Source organism: Methylobacterium guangdongense, assembly GCF_038442355.1.
Classification (GTDB): Bacteria; Pseudomonadota; Alphaproteobacteria; order Rhizobiales; family Beijerinckiaceae; genus Methylobacterium; species Methylobacterium guangdongense.
Map to the genome: position 1 here is coordinate 14614 of NZ_JBBXMX010000017.1, position 23932 is coordinate 38545.

Annotated in this window: 21 protein-coding genes; 4 read left to right on the forward strand and 17 right to left on the reverse strand. The window is 70.9% G+C overall.

What is annotated here, in order from left to right:
- Positions 1-161: 161 nt before the first annotated feature.
- The 7 genes from AAHG09_RS24425 to AAHG09_RS24455 form a co-directional block, all read right to left on the reverse strand.
- The gene (locus AAHG09_RS24425) at positions 162-413 is read right to left on the reverse strand and encodes a hypothetical protein (RefSeq protein ID WP_342110110.1); all 252 of its coding nucleotides are present in this window, start codon (positions 411-413) and stop codon (positions 162-164) included.
- 43 nt (positions 414-456) lie between these two features.
- Positions 457-1377, reverse strand: coding sequence for a methylenetetrahydrofolate reductase [NAD(P)H] (gene metF, locus AAHG09_RS24430; RefSeq protein WP_342110111.1), 921 nt, complete (start codon positions 1375-1377; stop codon positions 457-459).
- Positions 1378-1425: 48 nt separating this feature from the next.
- Positions 1426-2436, reverse strand: a complete 1011-nt coding sequence (locus AAHG09_RS24435; protein WP_342110112.1) for an ArsR/SmtB family transcription factor — start codon at positions 2434-2436, stop codon at positions 1426-1428.
- A gap of 178 nt (positions 2437-2614) precedes the next feature.
- Positions 2615-3511 carry a bestrophin family protein gene (locus AAHG09_RS24440; protein ID WP_342110113.1) on the reverse strand — a complete coding sequence of 299 codons (897 nt, stop codon included), beginning with the start codon at positions 3509-3511 and terminating at the stop codon, positions 2615-2617.
- Positions 3512-3609: 98 nt separating this feature from the next.
- Positions 3610-5367: a hydrogenase maturation protein gene (locus AAHG09_RS24445; RefSeq protein WP_342110114.1), complete on the reverse strand. Its 1758-nt coding sequence runs from the start codon at positions 5365-5367 to the stop codon at positions 3610-3612.
- A gap of 274 nt (positions 5368-5641) precedes the next feature.
- A complete protein-coding gene (locus AAHG09_RS24450) occupies positions 5642-6568 on the reverse strand; it encodes an ROK family protein (protein WP_342110115.1) in 927 nt (308 codons plus the stop codon).
- A complete protein-coding gene (locus AAHG09_RS24455) occupies positions 6568-7941 on the reverse strand; it encodes a dicarboxylate/amino acid:cation symporter (RefSeq protein WP_342110116.1) in 1374 nt (457 codons plus the stop codon). Before AAHG09_RS24455 ends, AAHG09_RS24450 begins: the two co-directional genes overlap by 1 nt.
- A 247-nt stretch (positions 7942-8188) precedes the next feature.
- Here AAHG09_RS24455 and AAHG09_RS24460 point away from each other — a divergent pair, with 247 nt between their 5' ends.
- Positions 8189-8617, forward strand: a complete 429-nt coding sequence (locus AAHG09_RS24460) for a L,D-transpeptidase (RefSeq protein WP_342110117.1) — start codon at positions 8189-8191, stop codon at positions 8615-8617.
- A gap of 107 nt (positions 8618-8724) precedes the next feature.
- Here AAHG09_RS24460 and AAHG09_RS24465 read toward each other — a convergent pair whose 3' ends face one another.
- The 3 genes from AAHG09_RS24465 to AAHG09_RS24475 form a co-directional block, all read right to left on the reverse strand.
- Entirely contained in the window at positions 8725-9741 is a 1017-nt protein-coding gene (locus AAHG09_RS24465) for a CYTH domain-containing protein (protein ID WP_342110118.1), read from the reverse strand.
- Between the two features lie 319 nt (positions 9742-10060).
- Positions 10061-10471 (reverse strand): peptide-methionine (R)-S-oxide reductase MsrB, encoded by a 411-nt coding sequence (msrB, locus tag AAHG09_RS24470; protein WP_342110119.1) that lies wholly within the window; start codon positions 10469-10471, stop codon positions 10061-10063.
- A gap of 68 nt (positions 10472-10539) precedes the next feature.
- Positions 10540-11733: a YihY/virulence factor BrkB family protein gene (locus AAHG09_RS24475; protein WP_412760086.1), complete on the reverse strand. Its 1194-nt coding sequence runs from the start codon at positions 11731-11733 to the stop codon at positions 10540-10542.
- Positions 11734-11860: 127 nt separating this feature from the next.
- Between AAHG09_RS24475 and AAHG09_RS24480 the strand changes: the two genes are divergently transcribed.
- The 3 genes from AAHG09_RS24480 (at position 11861) to AAHG09_RS24490 (ending at position 13865) form a co-directional block, all read left to right on the forward strand.
- A complete protein-coding gene (locus AAHG09_RS24480; RefSeq protein ID WP_342110121.1) occupies positions 11861-12934 on the forward strand; it encodes a UV damage endonuclease UvsE in 1074 nt (357 codons plus the stop codon).
- 45 nt (positions 12935-12979) lie between these two features.
- Entirely contained in the window at positions 12980-13531 is a 552-nt protein-coding gene (locus AAHG09_RS24485; RefSeq protein WP_342110122.1) for an RBBP9/YdeN family alpha/beta hydrolase, read from the forward strand.
- Between the two features lie 109 nt (positions 13532-13640).
- A complete protein-coding gene (locus AAHG09_RS24490; RefSeq protein WP_342110123.1) occupies positions 13641-13865 on the forward strand; it encodes a hypothetical protein in 225 nt (74 codons plus the stop codon).
- 3 nt (positions 13866-13868) lie between these two features.
- Here AAHG09_RS24490 and AAHG09_RS24495 read toward each other — a convergent pair whose 3' ends face one another.
- The 7 genes from AAHG09_RS24495 to pncB all read right to left on the reverse strand — a co-directional run bounded on the left by AAHG09_RS24495 (position 13869) and on the right by pncB (position 23817).
- Positions 13869-14894: a YcjF family protein gene (locus AAHG09_RS24495; protein WP_342110124.1), complete on the reverse strand. Its 1026-nt coding sequence runs from the start codon at positions 14892-14894 to the stop codon at positions 13869-13871.
- 31 nt (positions 14895-14925) lie between these two features.
- The gene (locus AAHG09_RS24500) at positions 14926-16371 is read right to left on the reverse strand and encodes a YcjX family GTP-binding protein (protein ID WP_342110125.1); all 1446 of its coding nucleotides are present in this window, start codon (positions 16369-16371) and stop codon (positions 14926-14928) included.
- Positions 16372-16457: 86 nt separating this feature from the next.
- Positions 16458-17573, reverse strand: a complete 1116-nt coding sequence (locus tag AAHG09_RS24505; protein WP_342110126.1) for a hypothetical protein — start codon at positions 17571-17573, stop codon at positions 16458-16460.
- Between the two features lie 307 nt (positions 17574-17880).
- Entirely contained in the window at positions 17881-18669 is a 789-nt protein-coding gene (hisN, locus tag AAHG09_RS24510; protein WP_342110127.1) for a histidinol-phosphatase, read from the reverse strand.
- 107 nt (positions 18670-18776) lie between these two features.
- Positions 18777-20843 carry an AI-2E family transporter gene (locus tag AAHG09_RS24515; protein WP_342110128.1) on the reverse strand — a complete coding sequence of 689 codons (2067 nt, stop codon included), beginning with the start codon at positions 20841-20843 and terminating at the stop codon, positions 18777-18779.
- A gap of 111 nt (positions 20844-20954) precedes the next feature.
- Complete coding sequence (locus AAHG09_RS24520) at positions 20955-22409, reverse strand: MmgE/PrpD family protein (RefSeq protein WP_342110129.1); 1455 nt, start codon at positions 22407-22409, stop codon at positions 20955-20957.
- A gap of 115 nt (positions 22410-22524) precedes the next feature.
- Positions 22525-23817 carry a nicotinate phosphoribosyltransferase gene (gene pncB / locus AAHG09_RS24525; protein ID WP_342110130.1) on the reverse strand — a complete coding sequence of 431 codons (1293 nt, stop codon included), beginning with the start codon at positions 23815-23817 and terminating at the stop codon, positions 22525-22527.
- Between the last annotated feature and the right edge of the window lie 115 nt (positions 23818-23932).

Below are 23932 nucleotides of genomic sequence, written 5' to 3' on the forward strand. Positions count from 1 at the left end.
CCATCAGCCACCTCATCCTGAGGTGCCGGAGCGAAGCGGAGGCCTCGAAGGAGGCCCCCAGATGTCGTGTCGATCCCTGGAGCCCTCCTTCGAGGCCGCTCGCGCGGCACCTCAGGATGAGGTGGAGGGTGGGATGTTCGGGTGTATCGGGTCGGTCGCGGTCAGCCCGCCTTTTCCAGTGCTGTGAGCCGCTTCTCGATCGCGGTGAGGCGTTCTTCGACCCTCGCTGCGGCGTAGCGGCCAAGGACCGATTCGCCGTTCACCGCTTCTTGCAGATCGTCGAACCGACGCTCCAACCGATCGAAGCGCGCATCGACAGCTTCGAAACGCCGGCGGACATCAGCAAAGCTCGTCTGCATTTCGGTCCTCATCTCGCGAATGAGCGGAAGAACCTGATCCTGCGGCTCGGCCATCGCGAAAAACCCCTGCCGCGCCCGAACCGGGCGCAGCCTGAATTTAAGCCGCCGCCTTCGCGGCCGCCAGCTTCGGCGCCTGAGCGCGCAGGCCCAGCAGGTGGCAGATCGCGTAGACCAGATCCGAGCGGTTCATCGAGTAGAAGTGGAAGTCGTTCACCCCCTCGTCCACGAGGTCGAGCACCTGCTCGGCCGCCACCGCGGCGGCGACGAGGCGGCGGGTCTCCTTGTCGTCGTCGAGCCCCTCGAACCGGGCCGCCAGCCAGTAGGGCACCGAGGCGCCCGTCCGGCGGGCGAAGTTCGCTGCCTGCTTGAAGTTCTGCACCGGCAGGATGCCCGGGATGATCGGGATCGTGATCCCGGCCGCCCGGACCTTCTCCAGGTAGCGCAGGTAGATCTCGTTCTCGAAGAAGAACTGGGTGATCGCCTGATCGGCTCCGGCATCGACCTTGGCCTTCAGGGCGTCGATGTCGGCGTCGAGCGAGGAGGCCTCGGGGTGCTTCTCGGGATAGGCCGAGACCGAGACCTTGAAGTCGCCGATCCGCTTGATCCCCTCGACCAGCTCGGCGGTCGAGGCGTAGCCCTCCGGGTGCGGCCGGTAGGCGTGGCCGACGCCCTCGGCCGGGTCGCCGCGCAAAGCCACGATGTGGCGCACGCCCGCATCCCAGTAGGACTGGACCACGGCGTCGATCTCCTCGCGGGAGGCGTCCACGCAGGTGAGGTGCGCGGCGGGCTTCAGGCTGGTCTCGCGGACCATCCGGGCCACCGTGTTGTGGGTGCGCTCGCGGGTCGAGCCGCCGGCCCCGTAGGTCACCGAGACGAAGCTCGGCTGCAGGGGCGCGAGGCGCTCGATCGAGGCCCAGAGGATCTTCTCCATCTCGTCGGTCTTCGGCGGGAAGAACTCGATCGAGACGCGGATCGGGTGGTAGCCGTCGCGGCTGGCGCGGTGGGTGGAGCGGCGCATCGGGTCTCGTCCTCTATGTCGGTCGGTTCAGACGATGGGGTTTGTGCCTCAGGCGACGGCGCGCTGGGGCTGTTCGGTTGTGGCGTCGGCCAGCTCATCCTGAGCCAGCCAAAGGGTGACGGTGAGCTGGCCCGACTCGCGGGGTGCCAGATCGCGGGTGGCGATTGTCGCAAGCCCGGCTTCGGCGAGCCAGCCGGAGACCTGATCGGCCGAGAAGCCGAGCCGCCGGTGGGCTTGGGCGGTGCGCAGGAATTCCAGCTCGTGCGGGGCGAAATCCACCACCAGAAGGCGTCCGCCCGGCGCCACCAGCCGCGCGGCACCGCGCAGCGCCCGGGCCGGATCGTCGAGATAGTGCAGCACCTGATGGACCACCACGAGGTCGAAGCTCGCCCGGGCGAAGGGCGGCGCATGGATGTCGCCCTGCCGCAGATCGACCCGCGACAGGCCCTGCCGCTCGAGATTGGCCCGGGCGACCGACAGCATCGCGTGGCTTGAATCAAGGCCCGTGGCGCGTCCGGAGAGGGGCGCCAGAAGGCCCAGTATCCGGCCCGTACCCGTACCGAGATCGATCAGGCTGCCGATCGGGCGGTCGCCCAGCGCAGCGAGCACCGCCGCCTCGACGACCGTCTCGCAGATGTGCAGGGAGCGCAGCTCGTCCCACTTCGGCGCGAGCCGCGCGAAGAAGGTCTGGGCCGTCTCGGCCCGCTGCGCCCGTACGGCGTCGAGCCGGGCGCGATCCTCCGAGAGGGGCGGTGCCGTGCGATCCAAACCCGAGAGCAGCGGGTCGGCGAGGCCGGCGCGTGCCTCGGCCAGCCGGAAGAACGCCCAGGCGCCCTCGCGGTGGCGCTCGACCAGCCCGGCCTCCACCAGCAGCTTGAGATGGCGCGAGATCCGTGGCTGCGACTGGCCGAGGATGTCGGTGAGGTCGGAGACCGACAGCTCCCCTTCGACGAGCAACGCCAGGATGCGCAGGCGCGTCTCCTCGGCGGCCGCGCGCAGGACGCCGAGCGCCTCCGGAAAGGGAACCGATCCCGTCTCTCGCGTGGCTTCGATAGACATAAAGATATCTTTATGTGCGTTTCGAGCCGGGCGCAAGCGTGAAACGTCATGGTTTCAAAAGGCCTGGGCCTTTTGCGGGTCCCGGGCGGAGCCCGGGTGGGTTCGGGCAAAGCCCGATATCGGGGCCCTGCCCCGAAACCCCGCCAAAGGGCTCGCCCTTTGGGAACCCGGACTTGCCCTAGCGCAGCCAGTAGCCGTCCGGGCGCAGAGCCTCCGGCATCGGCTCGCCGAGCGCGTGGTGGACGATCCGGTCGACCGTGCGGACCATGGCGTCGAGGGGCAGGTCGTTCGGCTCGGTGCCGAAGGGTTCCTCCAGTTCGTCGCCGAGGGCGTCGAGGCCGAAGAACGTATAGCCCACGAGCGCCACCACGATCGGCGTGCCCCAGCCCAGGGAGCCGGCCAGCCCCACCGGCAGGAGCAGGCAGTAGAGCCACGCGGTCCGGTAGACGAGCAGCGTGTAGGCGAAGGGCAGCGGCGTGTTGGCGAGGCGCTCGCAGGCCGTATGAACCCCCGACAGGGCCTCGATCCGCGCCTCCAGCAGGCCGAACTGGATATCGGTAAGCCGTCCGGCCCGCATGAGCGCCGCCAGGTCGCGGGTCATGACGGCCAGGATCGCGTCGGTGGCGTTGGGGCCGGACAGGTCCGAGCCGGGGGCCCTCCCGTGCACGGCCGCGGCCTCGTCGAGGGCACGCAGGCGCGCCCGCAACCCGTGCGCGAAGGCCGACAGGCGCCGGAGCTGGGGTGCCGCGTCCGCGTCCGGCAGCAAGGCCGGCAGGGCGCGGGCGAGGTTGCGCACCTCGCCGATCAGGCTGCCCCAGTGCTTCCGGGCCTCCCACCAGCGCTCGTAGCAGGCGTTGTTGCGGAAGCTCAGGAAGATCGAGAGCGCGAGGCCCACCACCGTGAACGGCGTCACCCCCGCGCTGACGGGGAAGAAGGCCGGCCAGCGCGCCTCCGCCCACACCATGGCGCAGGACACCGCGACGATGCCGACAAGCTTCAGGGCCACCCGCGGCAGGATCGAGCCGCGCAGGGTGAACAGCAGGGTCAGCAGGTTGGGCCGGGTGCGGACGATCATGGGGGCATCGGGGCTGGGGCGCGGCCCTCCTGCCCCGCCCGACCCGCGCCCGCAAGGCCGCCGGCCCTACACGTCTGCGACAGCCGCAGACGTACGCGTCAGAAGCCCACCGCCGCACGCGGCTGGCAGGCCTCCGACAGCGGCGGCAGCGCGGCGCCCTCAGCCTCCGCCGTGCTGGCGAGCAGGCGGACGGAGGCCGGGGACCAGCAGGCGGGGCGCTTGAACACGAAGGCGTTGCGCGCCCGGTGGTAGGGGGAATCCGGCTGGAAGAAGTTCCGGTACATCTGGGTCAGCTCGGCGCGCCGGTACTGCGCCAGCGGGCGCTGCGCCTCGTCCGCGTCCCGCGCCGCCTGTTTGCGGGCGGTGATCGCGGCGTGATCCCGCGCCTGCGCGACGGCGCAGGCCTGCACGGCCAGATCGAACCCTTCGGCGGCGATCGCCCGATCGGCGAGGCCGATCTCCGCGGCCCGGCGGGCGCTGATCGGCAGGCAGCCTTCCGTCAGCGCGACGGCGCGCTCCCAGCCGACCCGGCGGGGCAGCAGGTAGGTCCAGTATTCCGAGCCGTAGAGCCAGCCCATGTTGCGGTAATGCGGGTTGAGCACCGTGCCCTCGCGGACCAGCACCAAATCCGCGGCCAGCGGCAGGATCGCCCCGCCGGCGCCGACATTGCGGCCGAGAGCCGCCACCACGACGGTGTCGGTCGCCAGGATGATCGCGCGGATCAGGTCGTCCATGGCCACGATGTTGGCCCAGGATTCCGCGGCGGCATCCGCGCTCGCCTCGATTGCGTTGAGGTGGATGCCGTTCGACCAGAGATCGTCACCGCCGGCCAGCACGATGACCTTGGGTGCACGGGCCCGCGCCTGCTCGAAGGCGGCCTGCAACTGGCGGCACTGGGCCGTGCTCATCGCGCCGTTGTGGAAGTCGAAGCGCAGGTAAATAATGTCGCCCTGGTGCTCGGTGCGCACCTCCTCCACTGGGTTCGGAAAGGCGAGGTCCTTCGCGGGGCCGATCACCGGCAGGTCTGCGGGGAGCGCGTCGCCGAGCACCTGTACGGCGTCGAGCTTGATGCCGCCCTCCTGCTTCGGCTTGAGGCGGCCGATCCAGACCGCGCCGTCCACCGTCGCCCGGCAGATCGCGCCGCTCTCGGATCGGGCGATGACCGCGCCCGGCTCGCCCCGCAGGCGCGGCTCGGCGCAGGCGGCGTGCAGGTAGACCGGCCGGCCGTAGAGCTCATCGAGGACGCCCGGCACCCCGTCGGCCGCGTGGATGCGGGCGAGGATGTCGGCGGTTTCGTGCCGGCTCCAGTCGATGCGGCGGTCCGCCTGCTTCATCGAGGGGCGCAGGCGCCCGAGGGCGGTCGGGGCCAGGTAGTCGAGCGGCCGGGGGCTGTAGCCGTGCCGTTCGAGATTGGCCAGCGCCTCCCACAGGCAGGACACCGCGCCGTCGATCACCTCGCGCCGGTAGATGCTGCTCTTGGGCGCCTGCCGCAACGGGAAGACCCGCGTCGCCCAGATCGGGCCGGCATCCATCTCGGCCTCGGCCTGCAGCAGGGTGACGCCCCAGACGTCCCACCGCTCCTGGATGGCCCAGTCGAGGGCCGAGGGGCCGCGGTCGCCCTCGATTCCGGGATGCACGATCAGCGTGAGGTAGGCGCGCCAGAGCTTTTCCGGGATCGCGCGGGTGAGGAACGGCGCGATCGTCAGGTCCGGCCGGAACGTCGCGAATGCGTCGGCGAGCCGATCCTCGTCGCCGCCGAAAATCTCGACCGCCACCTCGTGGCCGGCGTCGGAGAGCTCGACGAAGAACCTCTGCGTCATGCTGTTGAACGCCGAGGAGACTAGAAGCACACGCATCAGAATATCCGACCTGAATTTGGTTATGGCCAAACCCGTCTCGGACTTCTTCCCAGATATTTATTATGTTATTCGACAGGGAACGTAATTATACTCGCAACAACACGCAAAAGGCATGCCGAATCGATCAAAGGATAAGCGTTAATCTGACCTAAGCTAAGGATCGACTTCGATCAAGCGCTGTGACGGGGCGGATGTCCGACTGCCGGCCCCAACACCAAACTGCGGCCGCGCCGAGACGATCGGAGCACGGGGTTCCGCCGCCGAGGCGGCGTCAGACCGGCTCGGCTTCCCACAGCCACGCCGCCCCGCGCACGCCCGAGGCGTCGCCGTGCAGGCTCGCGTGCACGGGGGTGTCGAAGGCATCGGAGAAGACGTGGGGGGCGATGGCGGCGGGCAGGCCGGCGATCAGTTCCGGGATCCGCGACAGGCCGCCGCCGATCACGATCACGTCCGGATCGAGCAGATTGACCACCTGGGCGGCCGCGCGCCCGAGCCGGTCGAGATGGATGGCGAGCGTCGCCCGGGCCGCGGAGTCGCCGGCGCGGGCGGCGGCCACGATCGCCTCGGCGGACATATCTCCGTCCTGCCGCCGCGCGTGGTCGGCGGCGAGCCCGGGGCCGGACAGCCAGGTCTCGACGCAGCCGTGACGGCCGCAATAGCAGGGGGCGCCGGGCCGCTCGTCGTCCCGGGCTCCGGGAAGCGGGCCGTGGCCCCATTCGCCCGCGATGCCGTTGCGGCCCGTGAGCACCCGCCCGTCGATCGCGATGCCCGATCCGACGCCGGTGCCGAGGATCACCGCCCAGACGACCCGTGCGCCGGCGCCGGCACCGTCGATCGCCTCGGAGACGGCGAGGCAATTGGCGTCGTTCTCGATCCGCAGCGGGCGCTCGAGCCGCCGGGCGAGGTCCGCCCCGAACGGATGTCCGTTGAGCCAGTGGGAATTGGCGTTGCGCACGCGGCCGGTGGCCGGGGACAGGCTCCCCGGCATGCCGATGCCGACGGTGCAGGACGTGCCCGCGGCGGCTTCCAACTCCAGGGCGAGGCACGCCACAGCGTCGATCGTGGCCCGATAGTCGCCGCGCGGGGCCGCCATCCGGGCCTCGGCCAGCGTCGCCCCGGTCCGGTCGAGGACGATCCCGGCGATCTTGGTGCCGCCGAGATCGATGCCGAGGCGCGCCCCGGCCTTGGGGGCCGCCATCACTCGGCGGCGGCGACCTTGCCGTCCGTCCCCATCGGCTGGGGCGTCTCGTCGGTGATGTGGGTGCCGATCGAGACCGGATGGGCCATCACCTCGTTGAGCTTGGCCACATCGAGCTCGCCCTCCCAGCGGCTGACCACCACGCAGGCGACGCCGTTGCCCACGAGGTTGGTGAGCGCGCGGCACTCGGACATGAACTTGTCGATGCCGAGCACGAGGGTCATGGCGGCCACCGGCACCGGGCTGTTGGGGATCGCCGAGAGGGTCGCCGCCAGGGTGATGAAGCCCGCGCCGGTGACGCCCGAGGCGCCCTTCGAGGTCAGCATCGCCACCAGGATGATGGTCGCGTACTGGGTCACCGTCAGGTCCACGCCCACCGCCTGTGCCAGGAACAGCGTGGCCAGCGTCATGTAGATGTTGGTGCCGTCGAGGTTGAACGAGTAGCCCGTGGGCACCACGAGGCCGACCACCGAATCCGAGGCGCCGAGCCGGCGCATCTTGGTCATCAGCTGCGGCAGCACCGTCTCGGAGGAGGAGGTGCCGACCACGATCAGCAACTCGTCCTTGATGTAGGCGAGGAAGCGCAGGATCGAGAAGCCCGCCACCCGGGCGATCGCCCCGAGCACCACCACCACGAACAGGATGGCGGTGACGTAGAAGGTGCCGACCAGCCACGCGAGGTCGTAGACCTTCTGGATGCCGTACTCGCCGATCGTGAACGCCATGGCGCCGAAGGCGCCGATCGGGGCGAGCTTCACCACGATGCCGATGATCCGGAAGAAGATCTGCCCGGCGGTATCGATCGCGTGGTTCACGGACGCGGCCCGGTCGCCGAGCCCGGTCACCACCACGCCGGTGAGGATCGAGATCAGCAGCACCTGCAGCAGGTCGCCGGTGGCGAAGGGATCGAGGAAGCTCTTGGGGATGATCGCCAGGATGTGGGCGACCGTGGAATCGGCCGCCGCCTTGTTGGCGTAGCTCGCGACCTTGCTGGCGTCGAGCTTCGACGGGTCGGCGTTGAAGCCGGCGCCGGGCTTGATCACCTCGCCGACCAGGACGCCGATCAGCAGCGCCACGGTGGAGACGACCTCGAAGTAGACGAGCGCCTTGAGGCCGACCCGGCCGACCTTCTTCAGATCGCCGATCGACGCGATGCCGTGCACGATGGTGCAGAAGATGATCGGCGCGATCATCATCTTGATCAGGCCGATGAAGGCGTCGCCGAGCCACTTCATCGCCTTGCCGGTGGCCGGATCGTACCAGCCCAGCAGGACGCCGAGCGCGATGGCGATCAGCACCTGGATGTAGAGCACCTTGTACCAGGGCTCGCGCGGCGCGGCGGCCGGTCCTGTCGCGTGGATTGCCTGTGCCATGTCCTACCCGTGCGACTGCCGCGCACCCTCCCGATGTGCCGGCACGCTAGCGACTATCGACCGGCGCCTCAACGGCAGGTCGGTAATCTCCCGGGAACCAACCGTGACAAAAACCTGTCGATTCCCGCACCGAAGTACTTCTCGCGTCCGATAATCGCGCTCATCCCAAGAAGCGCGGCTATTTTGTGGCTGCCGCCGGATTTCGCCGTCCGCCTAACGGTTTTCAGAGGCATTCCGGATGTTTTGCGTGGCTGCACGTCATTGGGCTCTGACCGCGTTGCTCGGCGGTCTTCTGGGCTGCGGCCTGTCGGCCCCGGCCGCCGCCGGGGTCGTCGCGCAGATCGATCAGGGGCGCCAGCGGATGCGCGTCTTCGTCGACGGCTTTCCGGCCTATGACTGGCCCGTCTCCACCGCCCGGCGCGGCTACGTCACGCCGAACGGCCGGTTCCGGGTCGGGCTGATGGCGCCGATGTGGCGCTCGCACAAGTATCACGGCTCGCCGATGCCGCATGCGATGTTCTTCCGCGGCGGCTACGCGATCCACGGCACCTACGCCACGGGGTCCCTCGGGCGCCGGGCGAGCCACGGCTGCATCCGCCTGTCGCCGGGCCACGCCGCCGCCCTGTTCAGCCTCGCCCGCAGCCGCGGTGGCGCGGCGGTGGTGATCCGCAACTGACGACGCTCGGTGAGGAAGCCTGAACGAGACCTCCGTCCGCACGAAAAGGGCCGCGGTGCGCCATGCGCCGCGGCCCGTGACTCGCGCCGATGGGGTCGGCGCGACCCTCAGGTCTGCTGCTGGCTGCGGCGGGGGCGTACGGTCCAGCGCTCGAACATCGAGCCCGGATCCTCGCCCTTCCCGTCCTTGCCCTCGGCCCCGTGCTCCGGCTGCTGATGGATCGCCGCGCCGAGCGCCTGCGACAGGCTCTCGATCACGTCGTCGATGCGCGTGTCGCCGTGCAGGGAATCCGCGGCGGTAGCCTGCGGCGCCGGGGTTTCGTAATGGACGGGTTCCAGCGCGGGCGGCGGGGTCGAGGGGGCCTCCGGCTCGACATGAGGCTCCGGAGCCGGTTCGGGCGCCGGCTCGGGCGCCGCCGCCGCGACCGGCGCAGCTTCGACGGGCTCAGGCTCCGGCGCGGGCGGCGGAGCGGCGACGGGGGCGGCCGGGACGGGGGCCGCCTGCGGCGCCGGGGGCGGCGCCACGATGCGGCGCATCGCGCCGAGCGCGCCCTCGTCCGACTCGGAGGACCGGGGGCTGCTGCCGTAGCGACCGAAGCCGAACCGGGGTTCGATCAGGTCGAGCACGGCGTCGAGCGCCGCGTTGTTCAGGGGCACTTCCTCCTGGGCCGGGACGCCCTGGATCGCCAGGGATTGCCGCTCGAAGGCCGGCTCGGCACTGACCTCCCGCCCGAACCAGCTCGGCGCCTGGAAGCCCGTCGCCTCGCCGTCGTTGTCGAAGGCGACGCTGATCAGATCCAGGCTGCCGGGGGTGACGTAGCGGTCAATGGCGATCTCGCGCCCGCTGATCGTCATCGTGGTCCGGTCGTAGGCGGCCTTGCCGGGGCAGACGTCGAGCAGCGCGTCGCCATGGGCACGCGGCACATCGGTGCGCTCCTCGACCGGGACGCCGTCGGGACCCTTGTTGAGCAGCACCAGCTGGCACTGCTGCCCGTCGACCCGCACGAAGGAGGACCGGCCGCCCTGCGGCGCGAAGTGCCCCTCGGTGATGCGGGCGCCGCCGCGCTCCTTGCGGATCAGACGGACCAGGGATGGGGCGACAAGAAATCGGCGAACGGTGCTCATGAACTCAATACCCCTCCCGCTTGGTCGGCGGCACGCCGATCCGGCGGACACCCTTCGGGTCGCCGGCCCGGACACGCGGAGGCAAGTGGAACGGCGGCGTGCGGCGTATAAGCTACGCTGCACGCCGTATTGGCCCGTACCCGACCGCTTCCGTCGCCATACTCCGGGCGGCGACAACATGAGAGAATAAAGCGCTAAGCAAAAACGTGCCGAAATCAAGACCGAACCGGGGCTAGAACTCGGTCGCCGCCCGTCCTGTCCCCGCTATCCCGACTTTGCGCCCAGCTTTCGCAACCCAGGTTAAAGGAACCCCGTAACCTCAGTCCGCCGGCTCGAAATTCATCGCCGCGCCGTTCATGCAGTAGCGCAGGCCGGTTGGGGCGGGGCCGTCGTCGAAGACGTGGCCGAGATGGCCCTGGCAGCGGGCGCAATGCACCTCGGTGCGGACCATCCAGTGGCTGCGGTCCACGGTGGTCGCCACGGCGCCCTCGATCGGCTCGAAGAAGCTCGGCCAGCCGGTGCCGGACTCGAACTTGGTGCCCTGCTCGAACAGCGGCTGTCCGCAGCCCGCGCAGGTGAAGGTGCCGGGACGCTTCTCGGCGAGCAGGCAGCTCGTGCCGGCCCGCTCGGTGCCGTGCTCGCGCAGGACCCGGTACTGCTCCGGGGTGAGGGTCTCGCGCCACTCGGCGTCGCTGCGGGCGTCGGGGCTGGTGGTCGGCGTATCCGCCATAATGATCTCCCTTGTCGCAGCACCATATAGGCGCGCGCCGGGGTATTCGGCAGTGCTGCCCCTGACAGTCAGGCTGCCGCACCCACGGTGTCGGCCATCCGGGCTCGCCGATGCCCGATCGGCAGGGGTGCCCCCGTGGTGGTGTCGCGCCCGGTCTGATGCTCCAGCTCGGCGTTGATCTCGCCGCCGAGCAGCACGATCGTGGAGGAGATCCAGATCCAGGTCATGAAGCCGATGACGGCGCCGAGCGAGCCGTAGGTCTCGTTGTAGGTGCCGAAATTGGCGACGTACCAGGAGAACAGCAGCGAGGCGATGAGCCAGAGCAGGCCCGCCACGACGCTGCCGACCCCGACCCAGCGCCAGCGGGCATGCTCCCGGCTCGGGCCGAACCGGTAGAGCACCGAGAGGCCGCCGAGCAGCACGATCAGGATCGCCGGCCACCGCAGGGCCGCGAGCAGCCACGCGGTCGAGCCGAGGCCGAAGAAGTTCAGCATCACCGGCACCACCACGATCACGTTGAGCGCGATGATGATGAACAGGAGGGCCCCGATCGTGAAGGTGAGCGAGCGGAGGTTCAGCCAGAAGAAGTTGCGCTTCTCCTCCTCCTCGTAGACCACGTTCAGGGCGTCGAACATCGCCTTCATGGCGGCATTGGCGCTCCAGATCGACAGCAGAAGGCTGGAGAAGAACGTGATGCTGAGCGAGCCGCTGCCCTTGGCGGCGATGCGCTTGACCTGATCGCCGATCAGCTCGACCGCCCCCGAGGGCAGCATGGCGTGCAACTGCGCCAGATGCTCGTTGATGACGTTCACGTCCGCGAACAGGCCGTAGCAGGTCACCAGCGCGGCGATCGCCGGGAACAGCGACAGCAGGGTGTAGAAGGTCACGCCCGCGGCGACCGCCAGGACCCGATCCTTGTTGAATTCCAGGTAGACCCGGACCACGATGTCCTTCCAGCCGGCCCGCGTCATCTCGGCGGGCGTCTCGGCGGTACGGCCGCGCTCGGGCTGGGTCGCCACGGTGAGCTGCGCCGCGCGGCCGGTGATCGAGCGCGCGCCGGGCGATACGCCCTTTCGCGCCTTCTCGACGGCGCGTTCCGCGCCCGGGGACGCGGGTTCGTCCAGCGGCTCGGCAGCCGCCTGAGGTGCTGGCTCACCCCGCCGGGCCGCAGCCAGGGTGACCAGCGCCGACCCGAGCATCAGGATCCACAGGATCGAGCCTGTTTCAGACTGTCCGATCGAACGCGAGGGCGGCGGGGTCATGGGTCTAGACGGGCCGTGCGCGCGGAACTGCCGCGCTCACCGGGCCAAACGTCGGCGGGACGCTGCCGTTCCGCCAATCTTCGCCCTTCGGCCGGGACGCAAACGCTTTCCGCGCGTTGTGCGTCTTATGGTCGATCAGCCCCGCCTCGGTTTCTGTTGCAAGTTTATCCTGGACGAGCCCCCCGGCACGCATGCCACGCTGAAGGCGGAGCGGGAGGCGACGCTCCACATGAACCTGACCAGCGTGACGATGGCGTATCTCGCCAAGCTGGATCCTGAGGCCCGGCGGGCGAAGCTCTCCGGCCTCGTGGCGCACAATCTCGACGCGCTGGCCCGGCAGATCGCCTGGGTCGGCGCCCGCCCGCCCCTGGAGCGGCTGCTGCGCATGGCGAGCAACGTCCTGCCGGGCTACACCCACCCGATCGCGCAGCCGATCTACGCCGAGCCCGAGATAGCGGCCCTGGTCGAGCGCGGCCTCGCGGAGGCCGGCGCTTTGGCGCGTCGTCTCGGGGTTCGGCTGAGCTTCCACCCCGGCCCGTTCTGCCTGCTGGCGAGCCGGAACCCGGCGGCCATCGCCAACGGCTTGTCGGAACTCGACTATCACGCCGAAATCTTCGACCGCATGGGCTACGGCGGCGGCTGGCATCCGCACGGTGCCCACATCAACATCCATGTCGGCGCGGGCGATCCCGGCGTCGAGGGCTTCCGCGAGACCCTGCCCAAGGCGAGCCAAGTGGCGCGCGATCTCATCACGGTGGAGAACGACGAGAACGTCTTCGGCCTCGATGCCGTGCTGCAACTCGCCGACATCGTGCCGATCGTGCTCGATCTGCACCACCACTGGGTCCAGAGCGGCGGCGAATATCTCGAACCCGACGAGCCCCGCATCGCCCTGGTGAAGGATTCCTGGCGCGGGGTCCGGCCGATCGCCCATATCAGCGTGTCGCGGGAGGCCGTGATCCCGGATTCCGATCCGGAGGTCCTGCCCGACTTCCCGGCCCTGCGCGAGGCCGGCCACGCGGTCCGTGACCTCGCCGCCCATTCCGATCTGATGTGGAACCGGGCGGTGAACGACCTCGTGGCCCGCCACCTGGTCTGGGCGGATTTCGAGATCGAGGCCAAGGCGAAGAACCGCGCTTCGATGCAGATCGCCGCCCACATCACCGAGCTGGAACGGGCCGCCCCGATCGCCGCCGAATGAGGCCCGGTCTCGACGCCTCGTGCGGACCGCATTAGGCAATCCGGCATGAAGACCGCCGATTGCGACATCCTCATCGTCCCGGGCCTCGGGGGCTCGGAGGAGGACCATTGGCAGGCCCGCTGGGCGGGTCGGCTCGCCACGGCGCGCGTGGTCGCGCAGGACGATTGGCACGCGCCGACGCCCGAGGCGTGGTGCGGGCGGATCGCCGAGGCGGTGGCGGCCGCGACCCGGCCGGTGATCCTGATCGCCCACAGCCTCGGGGTGGTGGCGAGCGTCGAGGCGGTGCCGCTCTTCCCCGCGGGCGTGGTGCGCGGTGCGCTGCTGGTCTCCCTGCCCGACGTGGAGGAAAATTCCGACGTGCCCGCGGCGGCGCGCGCCTTCGCGCCGGTGCCGCGGGACCCCCTGCCCTTCCCGTCTCTGCTCGTCGCCAGCCGGACCGATCCTTATTGTGCCTACGACCGGGCCGACGACTTCGCCCATGCCTGGGGCTCGCTGACGGTGGATGCGGGCGAGTCGGGCCACATCAACGTGGCGAGCGGGCACGGGCCGTGGCCCGAGGGGCTGATGCGGCTCGCGGGGTTTTTGAAGGGCCTTTAGGCAGCCCGGGGGGAGGCGTCACGGGCCGCGTTAACGCGCCGTTTACCACCGCCCCGTTCAGTGGTGTCGCGGGCGGTCCTTTGGCCCGAGGCCGCCCCGGGAGAGAATCGTGACGCGCAAAGAGCTTCTGGAACGACTCGACGCGGTCCAGGCCGCCCTCGGGCCGCGTGCCCAGGCAAACTTCAACAGCTCGCTGTTCAACGACGTGGCGCTGCTCAAGCGCATCGAGGCGTTCGAGGCGAAGGTCGGCGAGGTTGAGAAGCCCAAGGTCGCCGACTATACCGGCAACATGTTCTCCCGCATCGCCAACCGCCGCGCCGCGGGCGCCAAGTAGCCTCTATTTCGATTCGGTCTCGGCCGCGCGCAGCAGCTCCCCGGCGACGTCGGCGAGCCGCGGCGGCGCTTCCCGCACGAAGGGGAGCGGCCGGCAGACGTTGAGGGCCGCGAGCCCGAACCGGGCGGTCATCAGCCCGTTGAGGACGCCCTCCCCCAGCTTGGCGGAGATCCGGGCCGCGATCCCGAGGCCCAGCACCTGCTGCATCACGCTCTCGCCGACCGCCATCCCACCGGTGACCGTGAGATGCGCGACCGCCGCCCGCGCCAGCCGCAGAAAGCCGAGGAAGCCGGGCCGCCCGCCATAGATCGCCGCGATCCGGCGGAGCAGCCGCACGGCGGCGAAGACCACGAAAGCCACGTCCACGATCGCCCGCGGGCTCAGGGCCGTCACCGCCGAGACCTGCTTGGCCGAGGCCGCGATGGCGTTGCGGGCCTGCCGGTCGAGGCCCGACAGCAATTCGTGCTCGGCGAGCCCGATCCGGTCGTCCACGTCGAGGATCGCGTCGGCGGCGGCATCGATCCGGGCGCGGCCCGCCGACAGGCTGTCGCGATCGGCGTAGAAGGCCGAGAGCGCCTGGACCACCGCCTGCGCTCCGGTGTGGTCGCGGGTGCTCAGGGCATCGACCGCGGATTGGCGCAGGCGCTCGATCTTGCGCTCGCGCCGTAGGCCGGCAAGCTCCCGCACGACGATCGCCAGCAGCGCCAGGGCGGCGAGGCCCAGCAGCGCGAGCGCCACCCAGCCGAGCCAGGGCGCGGCCTGGAACAGGTCGGTGATCATCCGCTCGACCGAGAGCCCGATCCCGAGCGAGACCAGGCCGCCCACCGCCGACAGGAACAGCGCCCCCCAGGGCGAGCGGCGCTTGGGCGCCACCGGCACGGCGACGCCGTCGGCCGCATCGACGATCTCGAAGGGTTCCTCGACGATCCGGGTCTGCGGCCCGGGGGAAAGCGGCGTGGTGGTCACGCGCGCGTCCGATGGCGGCTCCGGGGTGATCCGGAAGGCGCGGGGTTTCTGGCCCGAGGTCATGGGTGGGGGCTCCGCAGACTCACAGACATCGTCACGCCAGCTTGTCGCCGATCAGGAACTGCATCGCCCGGTCCAGCCGGATCTGCGGTAGGTGCCCGGGGCGGCCGAGGCCGTCGGAGCGGACCAGCGGCGGGCGGAAGCGCGGGAAGCGGAGCGAGCCCGGCGCCACCGCCCCCTCCAGCACCGCCTCGGCCCGGGCGGGCAATTCACCCGGGAAGACCGCGGCCTCGCTGTCGCCGTCGAACACCTCGTCGCCCACCACCTCGCCGGCCTCCGGCGTGCCGGCGACCGCCCGCAGGGTCTCCGAGCCGTCGTGGACGGTGGTCTCCCGGGTGGCCCGCACGGAGGCCAGCGCCACCGTGCCGACCCGGGCGCCCGCGGCCTCGGTCCGCCGCATGGCGCGCGACACGAGGAGCCGCAGCAGGGCGTCGAGCCGGTCGTGGCTCGTCTGGTGGAGGTGGTCGGCCTTGGTGGCGGCGAACAGCACCCGGTCGGCCCGGGGGGCGAACAGGCGCGACAGCACCGTGTTGCGGCCGATGTTGAGGCTCAGGAGCACCGCGTCCAGCGCCTCCTCCAGCTCGGCCAGCGCGGTCGGGCCGGCATCGACCGCCGAGAGCACGTCGACCAGCACGATCTGCCGGTCGACCCGCTGGAAATGGTCGCGGAAGAACGGCGTCACGACCTTGCTCTTGTAGGCCTCGAACCGCCGCTCCATCAGCCCGGCGAGGCTGTCGGAGGCGATGCTCTCGGGGAGCCGGTCGAGGGGCGCGAAGGTCAGGGCCGGCGAACCCGCGAGGTCGCCGGGCATCAGAAACCGCCCCGGCGGCGTGGTCGCCACCGATTCCGGCCCGGCCCGCAGGCCCGCGAGATAGGCCTTGAACGCGTTGCTCGCCCGCTCGGCCGCGATCTCGTCGAGGGGGCCGTTCGGGTCGAACCCCTTCAGCGCCTCGAGCCAGGGGGCCGCCACCGCGGCGCGGCCGGGCCGGCGGGTGCCGTTGATCGTGGCCCGCGACCACGCCGTGTAGCTCATCTCGATCAACGCGAGGTCGAGGAGCCATTCGCCGGGGTAATCGACCACGTCGAGCATCAGAGTCGCCGGGCCGGTGCGCCAGCCGGCGGCGCGCTCGTAGGCGATCTCCAGGCGGAACTGGCTGATCCGGTCCGTGGAGCGCGGCCAGCGCCTTGCCTCGGTCAGCGTCCCGAAATGCTCCTCGAAGGGGAAGCGCGGCACATCGTCGTCCGGCTGCGGCACCAGCTTGGCGCGGCGCAGGCGGCCCTCCTGCGCGGGCGCGAAGGCCGGCAGGGCGTGGGTCTCCACGAGGTGGTGGATCAGCGCCGTCGTGAACACGGTCTTGCCCGAGCGCGCGAGCCCGGTGACCCCGAGCCGGAGCGTCGGCTGGATCAGCAGGTCGTGCGAGGCTTCGGCGAAGGCTTTGACGGCCGAGCCGGCGCGTGCGGCAAGGTCGGTCAGGGGCACGGGCGGGCTCGTCGTGAGGGGGACAGGCGGGGTAGAGGTGGCGCGGCAGAGGTGGCGCGCCTTGGGTCGAACCGCAAGGCTTGCCGTTACGGCGGCGTGCCGCCGGCGGCCGGCGTGAGCGGGCGCAGACGGGCGATCGCCCCGGCGACGAGGTCGGGGCCGGCCCGCAGCGTGCCGAGTTCCACCGCCGACATCGCCAGCATCACCGGCGCGAGGTTGGCGCGCGGCGCGCCGTCCGGCCCGAACAGCTCGAGGTCGTCGCCGGGCTTCAGGCCGACGCTGCCGCTGATCCGGGCGGCATAGGCCTGGATCCGGGTCTCGTCGCCGGTGCAGAGCGGGGCCGGCAGGCGCAGGTCGAGGACCGGCAGGCCGGCCGCGATGGCGGGCAGGAGCGCGGATTCGGCGACCATCCGGTCGGCGCTCGGCACCCGGCCGGCCGTCGTCCGGTCGAGGAGCGCCGACGGATCGGCGAGGCTCCGGGCCGGGCGCGCCGCGGGGGTGATGTCGGATGCGATGTCGGGCACGGATCGAAGCGCTGCGACGTGCGGCACGGCCGGGCGCCGGGCGGGCCGGCCGGCCATCCGCGCGAGGGGTGACCAGGGCTGCACCCGCAGGGCGGACCGGCCCCGGGGGGCCCCGCCGGGGCGGTGCTTGGCGAGGAAGCGGGCGCGCAGCGTCCGGCCGAGACCCTTCGGCGCCAGCGCGGTCGAGACCGGGGGCGCCTTCACGCCCCGGCCCGTCGGCGCGGACACCACCCGGCACTCGGCCGGCGCCCAGCGGCGCACGATGGCGAGGGCCGTGTGCCGATTGTAATCGCGGTAGTAGCGCCGCAGCAGGCTCGCCGCGGCATCCGCCCCGTCATCCAGGGTGGCGAAGGCGGTGTGGCCCTCCGCATCGGCCCCGATCTCGCCGGGCCAGCGGGCCGACTTGATGCACCAGCCGTTGTTCAGCCGCACGCAGCGGGCGACGTAGGGCGGATCCTGCGCCAGCGAGGCCGTGAGGGCGAGGGCGCGGGGCGTGAGCTGCGCGCCGGTCTGGGCGTGCCAGTTGGAGACGGAGCGGGTTGCGGGGTCGAAGCGGGGGGGCGGGTCGGCGGGGGTGGTGGTTGCCGGTGCAGCCGGGGGCGCGCGCAGGAGGGCCTCCACGCGCTCTGTGGTGAGAGGCATCAGGCTGGTCAGCAGGACGAGCGTGTTCAACAGCACGCGGATCGGCCTCGAAGGTCGTCTGCGAGCGCGCCGCTCTCCCTCCCCCCTCTGCGGGGGAGGGTGGCCCGCGAAGCGGGTCGGGTCGGGACGAAGTCCCGCAAGGGGGGGGCGACGGCGCAGAATAATGCTCTGCCCTGTGTGAAGGCTGTGCCCGTTCCTGAACCCGGGCTCCCCTCTCCCGACCCCTGCTGACGCAGGGGCCACCCTCCCCCGCAGAGGGGGGAGGGAGAGCGCGTGGCATCTGCCTGCGCGTTCGATCCTTCCGCCGCCTTGCCGGCGCGCGAACGGATTTGCCGCCCCACCCTCACGGGTTCAACACCTTGAGCGCCGCCGCGTGCAGCCGCGGGTCGCCCGCCGCCACGACGCGCCCGCCGCCGGCCGCCGAGCCGCCGTCCCAGGCGGTGACCCGGCCCCCGGCGCCCTCGATGATCGGGATCAGCGCCACGATGTCGTAGGGCTTCAGACCCGCCTCCACCACAAGATCGATCTGCCCCGCCGCCAGCATGCAATAGGCGTAGCAATCGGCGCCATAGCGGGACATCCGCACCTGTCCCTCCAGGGTCCGGAAGCGCTCGGCCTCCTCCTCCGCCTTGAACAGGCGCGGGTCGGTGGTGGCCAGGATCGCCTGCCCGAGATCGGCGCACCGGCGGGTGAGCAGGGTGCGCTCGCCCGCGGGGCCGCGCAGGCGGGCGCTCTTCCCGTCGCCGGTGAAGCGCTCGCCGAGGTAGGGCTGGTGCATCATCCCGCGCACCGGCACGCCGTTGCGGGTCAGCCCGATCAGGGTCCCCCAGGTCGGCAGGCCCGCGATGAAGGACCGGGTGCCGTCGATCGGATCGAGCACCCAGACGCATTCGGCATCGGTGCGCTCCGAACCGAACTCCTCGCCCAGGATGCCGTGGCCCGGAAAGGTCTGGCCGATCATTTTGCGCAGCACCACCTCGGCGGCCCGGTCGGCCTCGGTGACGGGGTCGAACGGCGCACCGCCGCGGGCCTTGTCGTCGAGCCCGAACTGGGCGCGGAAGAACGGCAGGATCGCCTTGCCGGACGCGTCCGCCAGATCGTCCAGGAAACGCCCGAGTTCGACAACGCTCATCGGATCAATGCCCCGTCCCTCTGCGGCCGGCCCGTTCGTCCGGCCGGCGTAGGACGAAACCGGTGCGTGCCCCCGGCCGTCAAGTCCCCCGAGCCGCACGGGCGGGTTCATGCGCCGGCCGCTGCGGGCGCGCGCGTAGCGGCGTCATCGGCCTCCGGGGCGCTGACCGCGCCGGAGGCCCCGGTCGCCGGCGCCTGCGCGGCGGCCAGGACGGCCTCCACGACGGCCCGCAGCGACTTCGCCTGGGCGTCGGCACCGGCCGACCGCTCCGCGCCGGACGGGGCCCGGTCGTCCTCCTGGGCGAGCCAGAGGCCGAGCAGCACCGGCACGCCGGGCATCCGCGCCTTCAGGCGCCGAATCAGACGGCGCAGATGGGTCGGCTCGCCGTCGAGCGCCAGGGAGATGACGCAGGTCATTTGGGCCGGGCCGGGCTCGAACCGCCCGATCCGCGCCGCCGACGCCTCGGCGAAGGGCACCGTGCGGGCTCCGATCCCGCGCTTCTCGAGGATCTGGGCCAGGATGGCGGCGGCGGCCTCGTCGAGGAAGCCGCGGCCGGAGACGCAGAGCACCGCGCCCTGCCGGGTCCAGGCCGCCGCTAGGCCGTCGGGCGCCGGGCCCATCGGCAGCGGGCTGCAGGCGCCCTCACCGTCGTCCCCCTGCCCCGCCGCCACCGTGATGGTGTCGCTGCGGTCGGCGAGATCCGCGATCAGCTCGCCCAACGCGGTGCGCATCGCCGCCTTCTGCCGGGCGGTGAGCACGCCCCGCGCGGCGTCTTGGGCGGCGAGTTCGAGCGCCTTGAGCACCACCTCGTCGTAGTAGGACGAGAGCGCGCATTGCTGCAGGATCAGCTCGGCATGGCCCAGCACCTCCTCGGAATCGCCCGCGAGGATCCGCTGGTAGAAGTTCTGCACCGGCGTCAGCGCCGGGCGGTCTCCGAACAGCACGTCGAGGAATTCGAGGTGCTCCACGTAGCGGCCGAGCACGACGAGGCAGACGGTGAGCGGCGTCGAGAGCAGCAGGCCCACGGGGCCCCACAGCCAGGTCCAGAACAGGGCCGAGACCAGTACCGCGAAGGGCGAGAGCCCGGTGGACTGGCCGTAGAAGATCGGCTCGAACACCTGGCCGGTGAGGGGCTCCAGCACGACGAACAGGATCGCCACCGCGATCATCATGTTCCAGCCGGGATCGACCGCGGCGGCGAGCGCCATCGGCAGGATCGCCGACAGGACGGCGCCGAGATATGGCACGAAGCGCATCAGGGCCGAGAAAATCGCCCAGAGCACCGGGTTCGGCACGCCGATCACGTAGAGGCCGATGCCGACCACGACGCCGAAGGCGGCATTGAGCGCGAGCTGCACCACGAAGTAGCGACTGAGCCGGCGCGCCGCATCGTCCATCGCCACGGTGGTGCGGTGCAGGTCGCTCGATCCCGCGAGCCGGATCATGCGGTCGCGCAGATCCTCCCGCTGCATCAGCACGAACAGCAGCACCACGAACACGATGCCCACGGTGGCGAGCGGATGCATCACCGGCGCCAGCACGGTGGTGAGCATCTCCAGCGCACCAGGCGGCGTCGAGGCGACCTCGACCACGATGGGCTTCTGCGATGGCGCTGCCTGTTCCGGTGCCGGTTGCTGCGGGGCGGCCTGCCCCTCAGCGCCGGCCGCCTCCTTACCCGCCTCCTTACCCGCCTCCTTGCCCGCCTCCTTGCCACCGTTGTGGAGCGCCCGGCCGATATTGGCCACGTACGCGGTGACGTGCCCGGCGGGGGAGTCGCGCAGGCCCTCGATCTTGCGCTCGATCGTGGTCCGGTAGCGCGGGACGTCGCCCGCGAGGTCGGCCGCCTGGATGCCGATCAGGGTGGCCAGGGACGCCACGATGCCGAGCGTCAGCAGGACGCTCACGCCCACCGCCACAAGTCGTGGCAGCCGCAGCCGCCGCAGGCGGTTCACCAGCGGCGTCAGCACGAAGGACAGGAGCAGCGCGATCGCGATCGGAATGAAGATATCGCGCCCGAAATACAGCGCCGCGATGATGGTGGCGCCCACCACCACCGGCGAGGCCATGGCGGCCCGCGGCGTCTCGGCTGCGACGACGCGCGTCGGGCGCGGCGGGATCAGGGCCGCGCCCTGCCGCGCCGCCGGTTCACCCCCGACCGGGGTTCTCGTTGCCATGCCGCGATCCGCGCCCCGAACGCCACCTGCCGGCGCCCGCCGGGGTCGGACGAGGCGCCTGCACGGGGAACGGCATGGGAGGGGAAAACGATCCCGCGCGATGCGGCTTGGCTATGCCCCCTGCACGCCGGCCCGCATCACCTCGCCCGCATCCTTCAACTCCGGCAGCGACCAGCACAGCTGCATCACCCGCTTGGCCTGCGCGTCCGGCAGCACGCCCGCGGCGAGGTCGGCGAACTTCGCCTCCAACTGCTTGTCGGACATCGGCTTCTCGACGCTGCCGATGGCGTGCTCGATGTGGCGGTGGAAGGTCCGGCCGTCGTTCAGCGTCACGGTCATGTCGACCTGTGCGGGGTCGATGCCCGGGGTGACCACCGGCATCACCTTCTGGCGCAGCGCCACCACGCGCGGGTCGTTCACCGCCCGGTCGCTGAACTGCTTCTCGCCGCCCGCCCCTTCGACGAAGGCCACCGCGGCGGCGTGGTAGATGCTGAACTTGCCCTCCAGCCCGGTCTTGGGCGCGGTCTTGCCGGTCAGTTCCAGCACCAGCGGATGAACCTTGAGGTCGACGCGCTTGATGTCCTCCGGCTTGACGTGATCCTCGTCGCGGATCTGGATCGCGGCGTCGATCGTCGGATGCATGACGATCCCGCAGGCGAAGGGCTTGTAGGTGTTGAGCTGTGCCTCGTAGCGGGTGCCGAGGCCGTCGGTGATCTGCGACCAGTCCTGCTTGGTGGAGATCGTGTTGGCCCAGCCGCGCTTGGCCTCGATCATCCCGTCCGACGAGGTGAAGCCCTTGGCGGCCAGGATCGCGGCGAATAGGCCGTTGGCGGCGGCCCGGCCCGGGTTGAAACTCTTGTTCATCGAGCCGAACGATTCCCGCAGGCCCACCGGCTGGGAGGCCGCGAGGCCGAGCGCGTAGACCATCTGCTGCTCGGTGAGCCCCATCAGCTTGCCCGCTGCGGCGGCCGATCCGAACACGCCCGCGGTGCCGGTGATGTGCCAGCCGGCATCATAGTGGTTCGGATAGACCGCGTTGCCGATCCGGCATTCGGTCTCGATCCCCACCACCAGGGCGTCGAGGAAATCCTTGCCGGAGATCGGCTTCATCCCGGCATAGGCCAAGATCGCCGAGGCCACCGGGCCCGCCGGGTGGATGATCGTCTTCAGGTGGGTGTCGTCGAAATCGAAGATGTGGCTCGACACGCCGTTGATGAAGGCGGCGTTCATGATGTCGAACCGCTCGGTCCGGCCGAACAGCCCGGCCTGCGGCGGCCCCGAGAAGGGCTGCAGGGCCGAGACCGCCACGTCCACGGTCTCGTGATGCGAGCCGCCGATCGCCACGCCGACCCAGTTCAGGAAGCTGCGCACGCCCTCGCGGCGGACCGCCTCCGGCAGGGCGTCGTAGGAGGATCCCAGGATCCACTGCGCCAGGATCTTGGTGACCGGCGGCGGGGGCGCCTTGGCGGCGGGCTTGGCGGCTTCGGCGGCGTGTCCGGCCTGCAGGGCGGGCGTCGTCAAGGCGAGCCCAGCGGCCCCGATCAGCGAGCGGCGATTCATCGACATGGCGTTCTCCCGGACCGGGCCGCGCGTGGGCGGCTCCGATTGCCGAACATGATAATGTATTCAATCGGCAGCCGTCAGCCCGCGTGTTTCACCGCAGCGGGTCTGACACCGACCTTCACACCACCACGGGTAGCGCCTCCTGGTCGCCCACGGCGAACACCCGCCGATAACGGGCGACCTCCTCGGCCGGCCCCTGCGCCTTGGTGGGATTGTCGGAGAGCTTCACGGTCGGCCGCCCGTTCGCCTCCGTGACCTTGCAGACGATCGAGACCGGATCGAGCTTGCCGCCCGGCATGAGGCCGCGGAAGTCGTTGGTGAGCAGCGTGCCCCAGCCGTAGCCGATGCGCATCCGCCCGTGGAATCGGGCGTGGATGCGCTCGATCTCGTCGATATCGAGCCCGTCGGAGAAGATCGCGAGCTTGTCCCGCGGGTCGCGCCCGCGCTCCTGCCAGAACCGGATCGCCTCCTCGCCGCCCTCGATCGGGTCCTTCGAGTCGATGCGGATGCCGGTCCAGTCGCTGACCCAGGCTGGGGCCTTCGCCAGGAAGCCGGTGGTGCCATAGGTGTCGGGCAGGATCACCAGCAGGTTGCCGCCGTAATCCTCCTGCCAGTCGGACAGCACCGCATAGGGTGCCTCGGCCAGCGCGGCATCGTCCTCGGCGAGCGCCGCGTAGACCATCGGCAATTCGTGGGCGTTGGTGCCCACGGGCTCGACCTCCTGCCGGGCGGCGATCAGGCAGTTCGAGGTGCCGAGGAACGCCCCGTCCAGCCCCTCGGCCATCGCCTGCACGCACCAATCCTGCCAGAGGAAACCGTGGCGACGCCGGGTGCCGAAATCCGCCACCGACAGGTCGGGCAGCTTCTGCAGCCGCTGGATCTTCTCCCAGACCCGGGTCATGGCCCGGGCGTAGAGCACCTGGAGCTCGAGCTTGCCCATGCCGCGCAGCACGGCCCGCGCCCGCAGCTCGTTGAGGATGGCGAGCGCCGGTACCTCCCACATCGTGGTCTCGACCCAGGGGCCGTGGAAGGTCAGCTCGTACTGACCGTCATGGACGGCGAGCTCGTATTCGGGGAGCCGGAAGTTCTCGAACCAGCTCACGAATTCCGGCCCGAGGATCCGCCCCTGGCCGCGGAAGACGTTGCCGCGCAGCCACGTGACCTCGCCCTTGCTGAGGCGCAGCGTCCGGGCATGGTCGAGCTGCTCGCGCAGGAGTTCGGCATCGACCTCGTCGGCGATCCGGATCCGGTGCGTCCGGTTGGTGATGCCGAAGGTGGCGCGGATGTCCGGGTGCCGGCGCAAGATCGATTGCGCCATCAGGAGCTTGTAGAAATCCGTGTCGAGCAGCGACCGCACGACCGGATCGATGCGGAAGCTGTGATCGTAGACCCGCTTGGCCAGATCGAGCATGCTTGAGGGCCCCTGCCGCGCCTTGGTGACGCAGAGCGCATGCCGGGCCCGGCCCCGTCAAGGAGACGGGCGGCCCCCGATGGAGACCGCCCGCGGAAACGCCGGGACCTGAAAC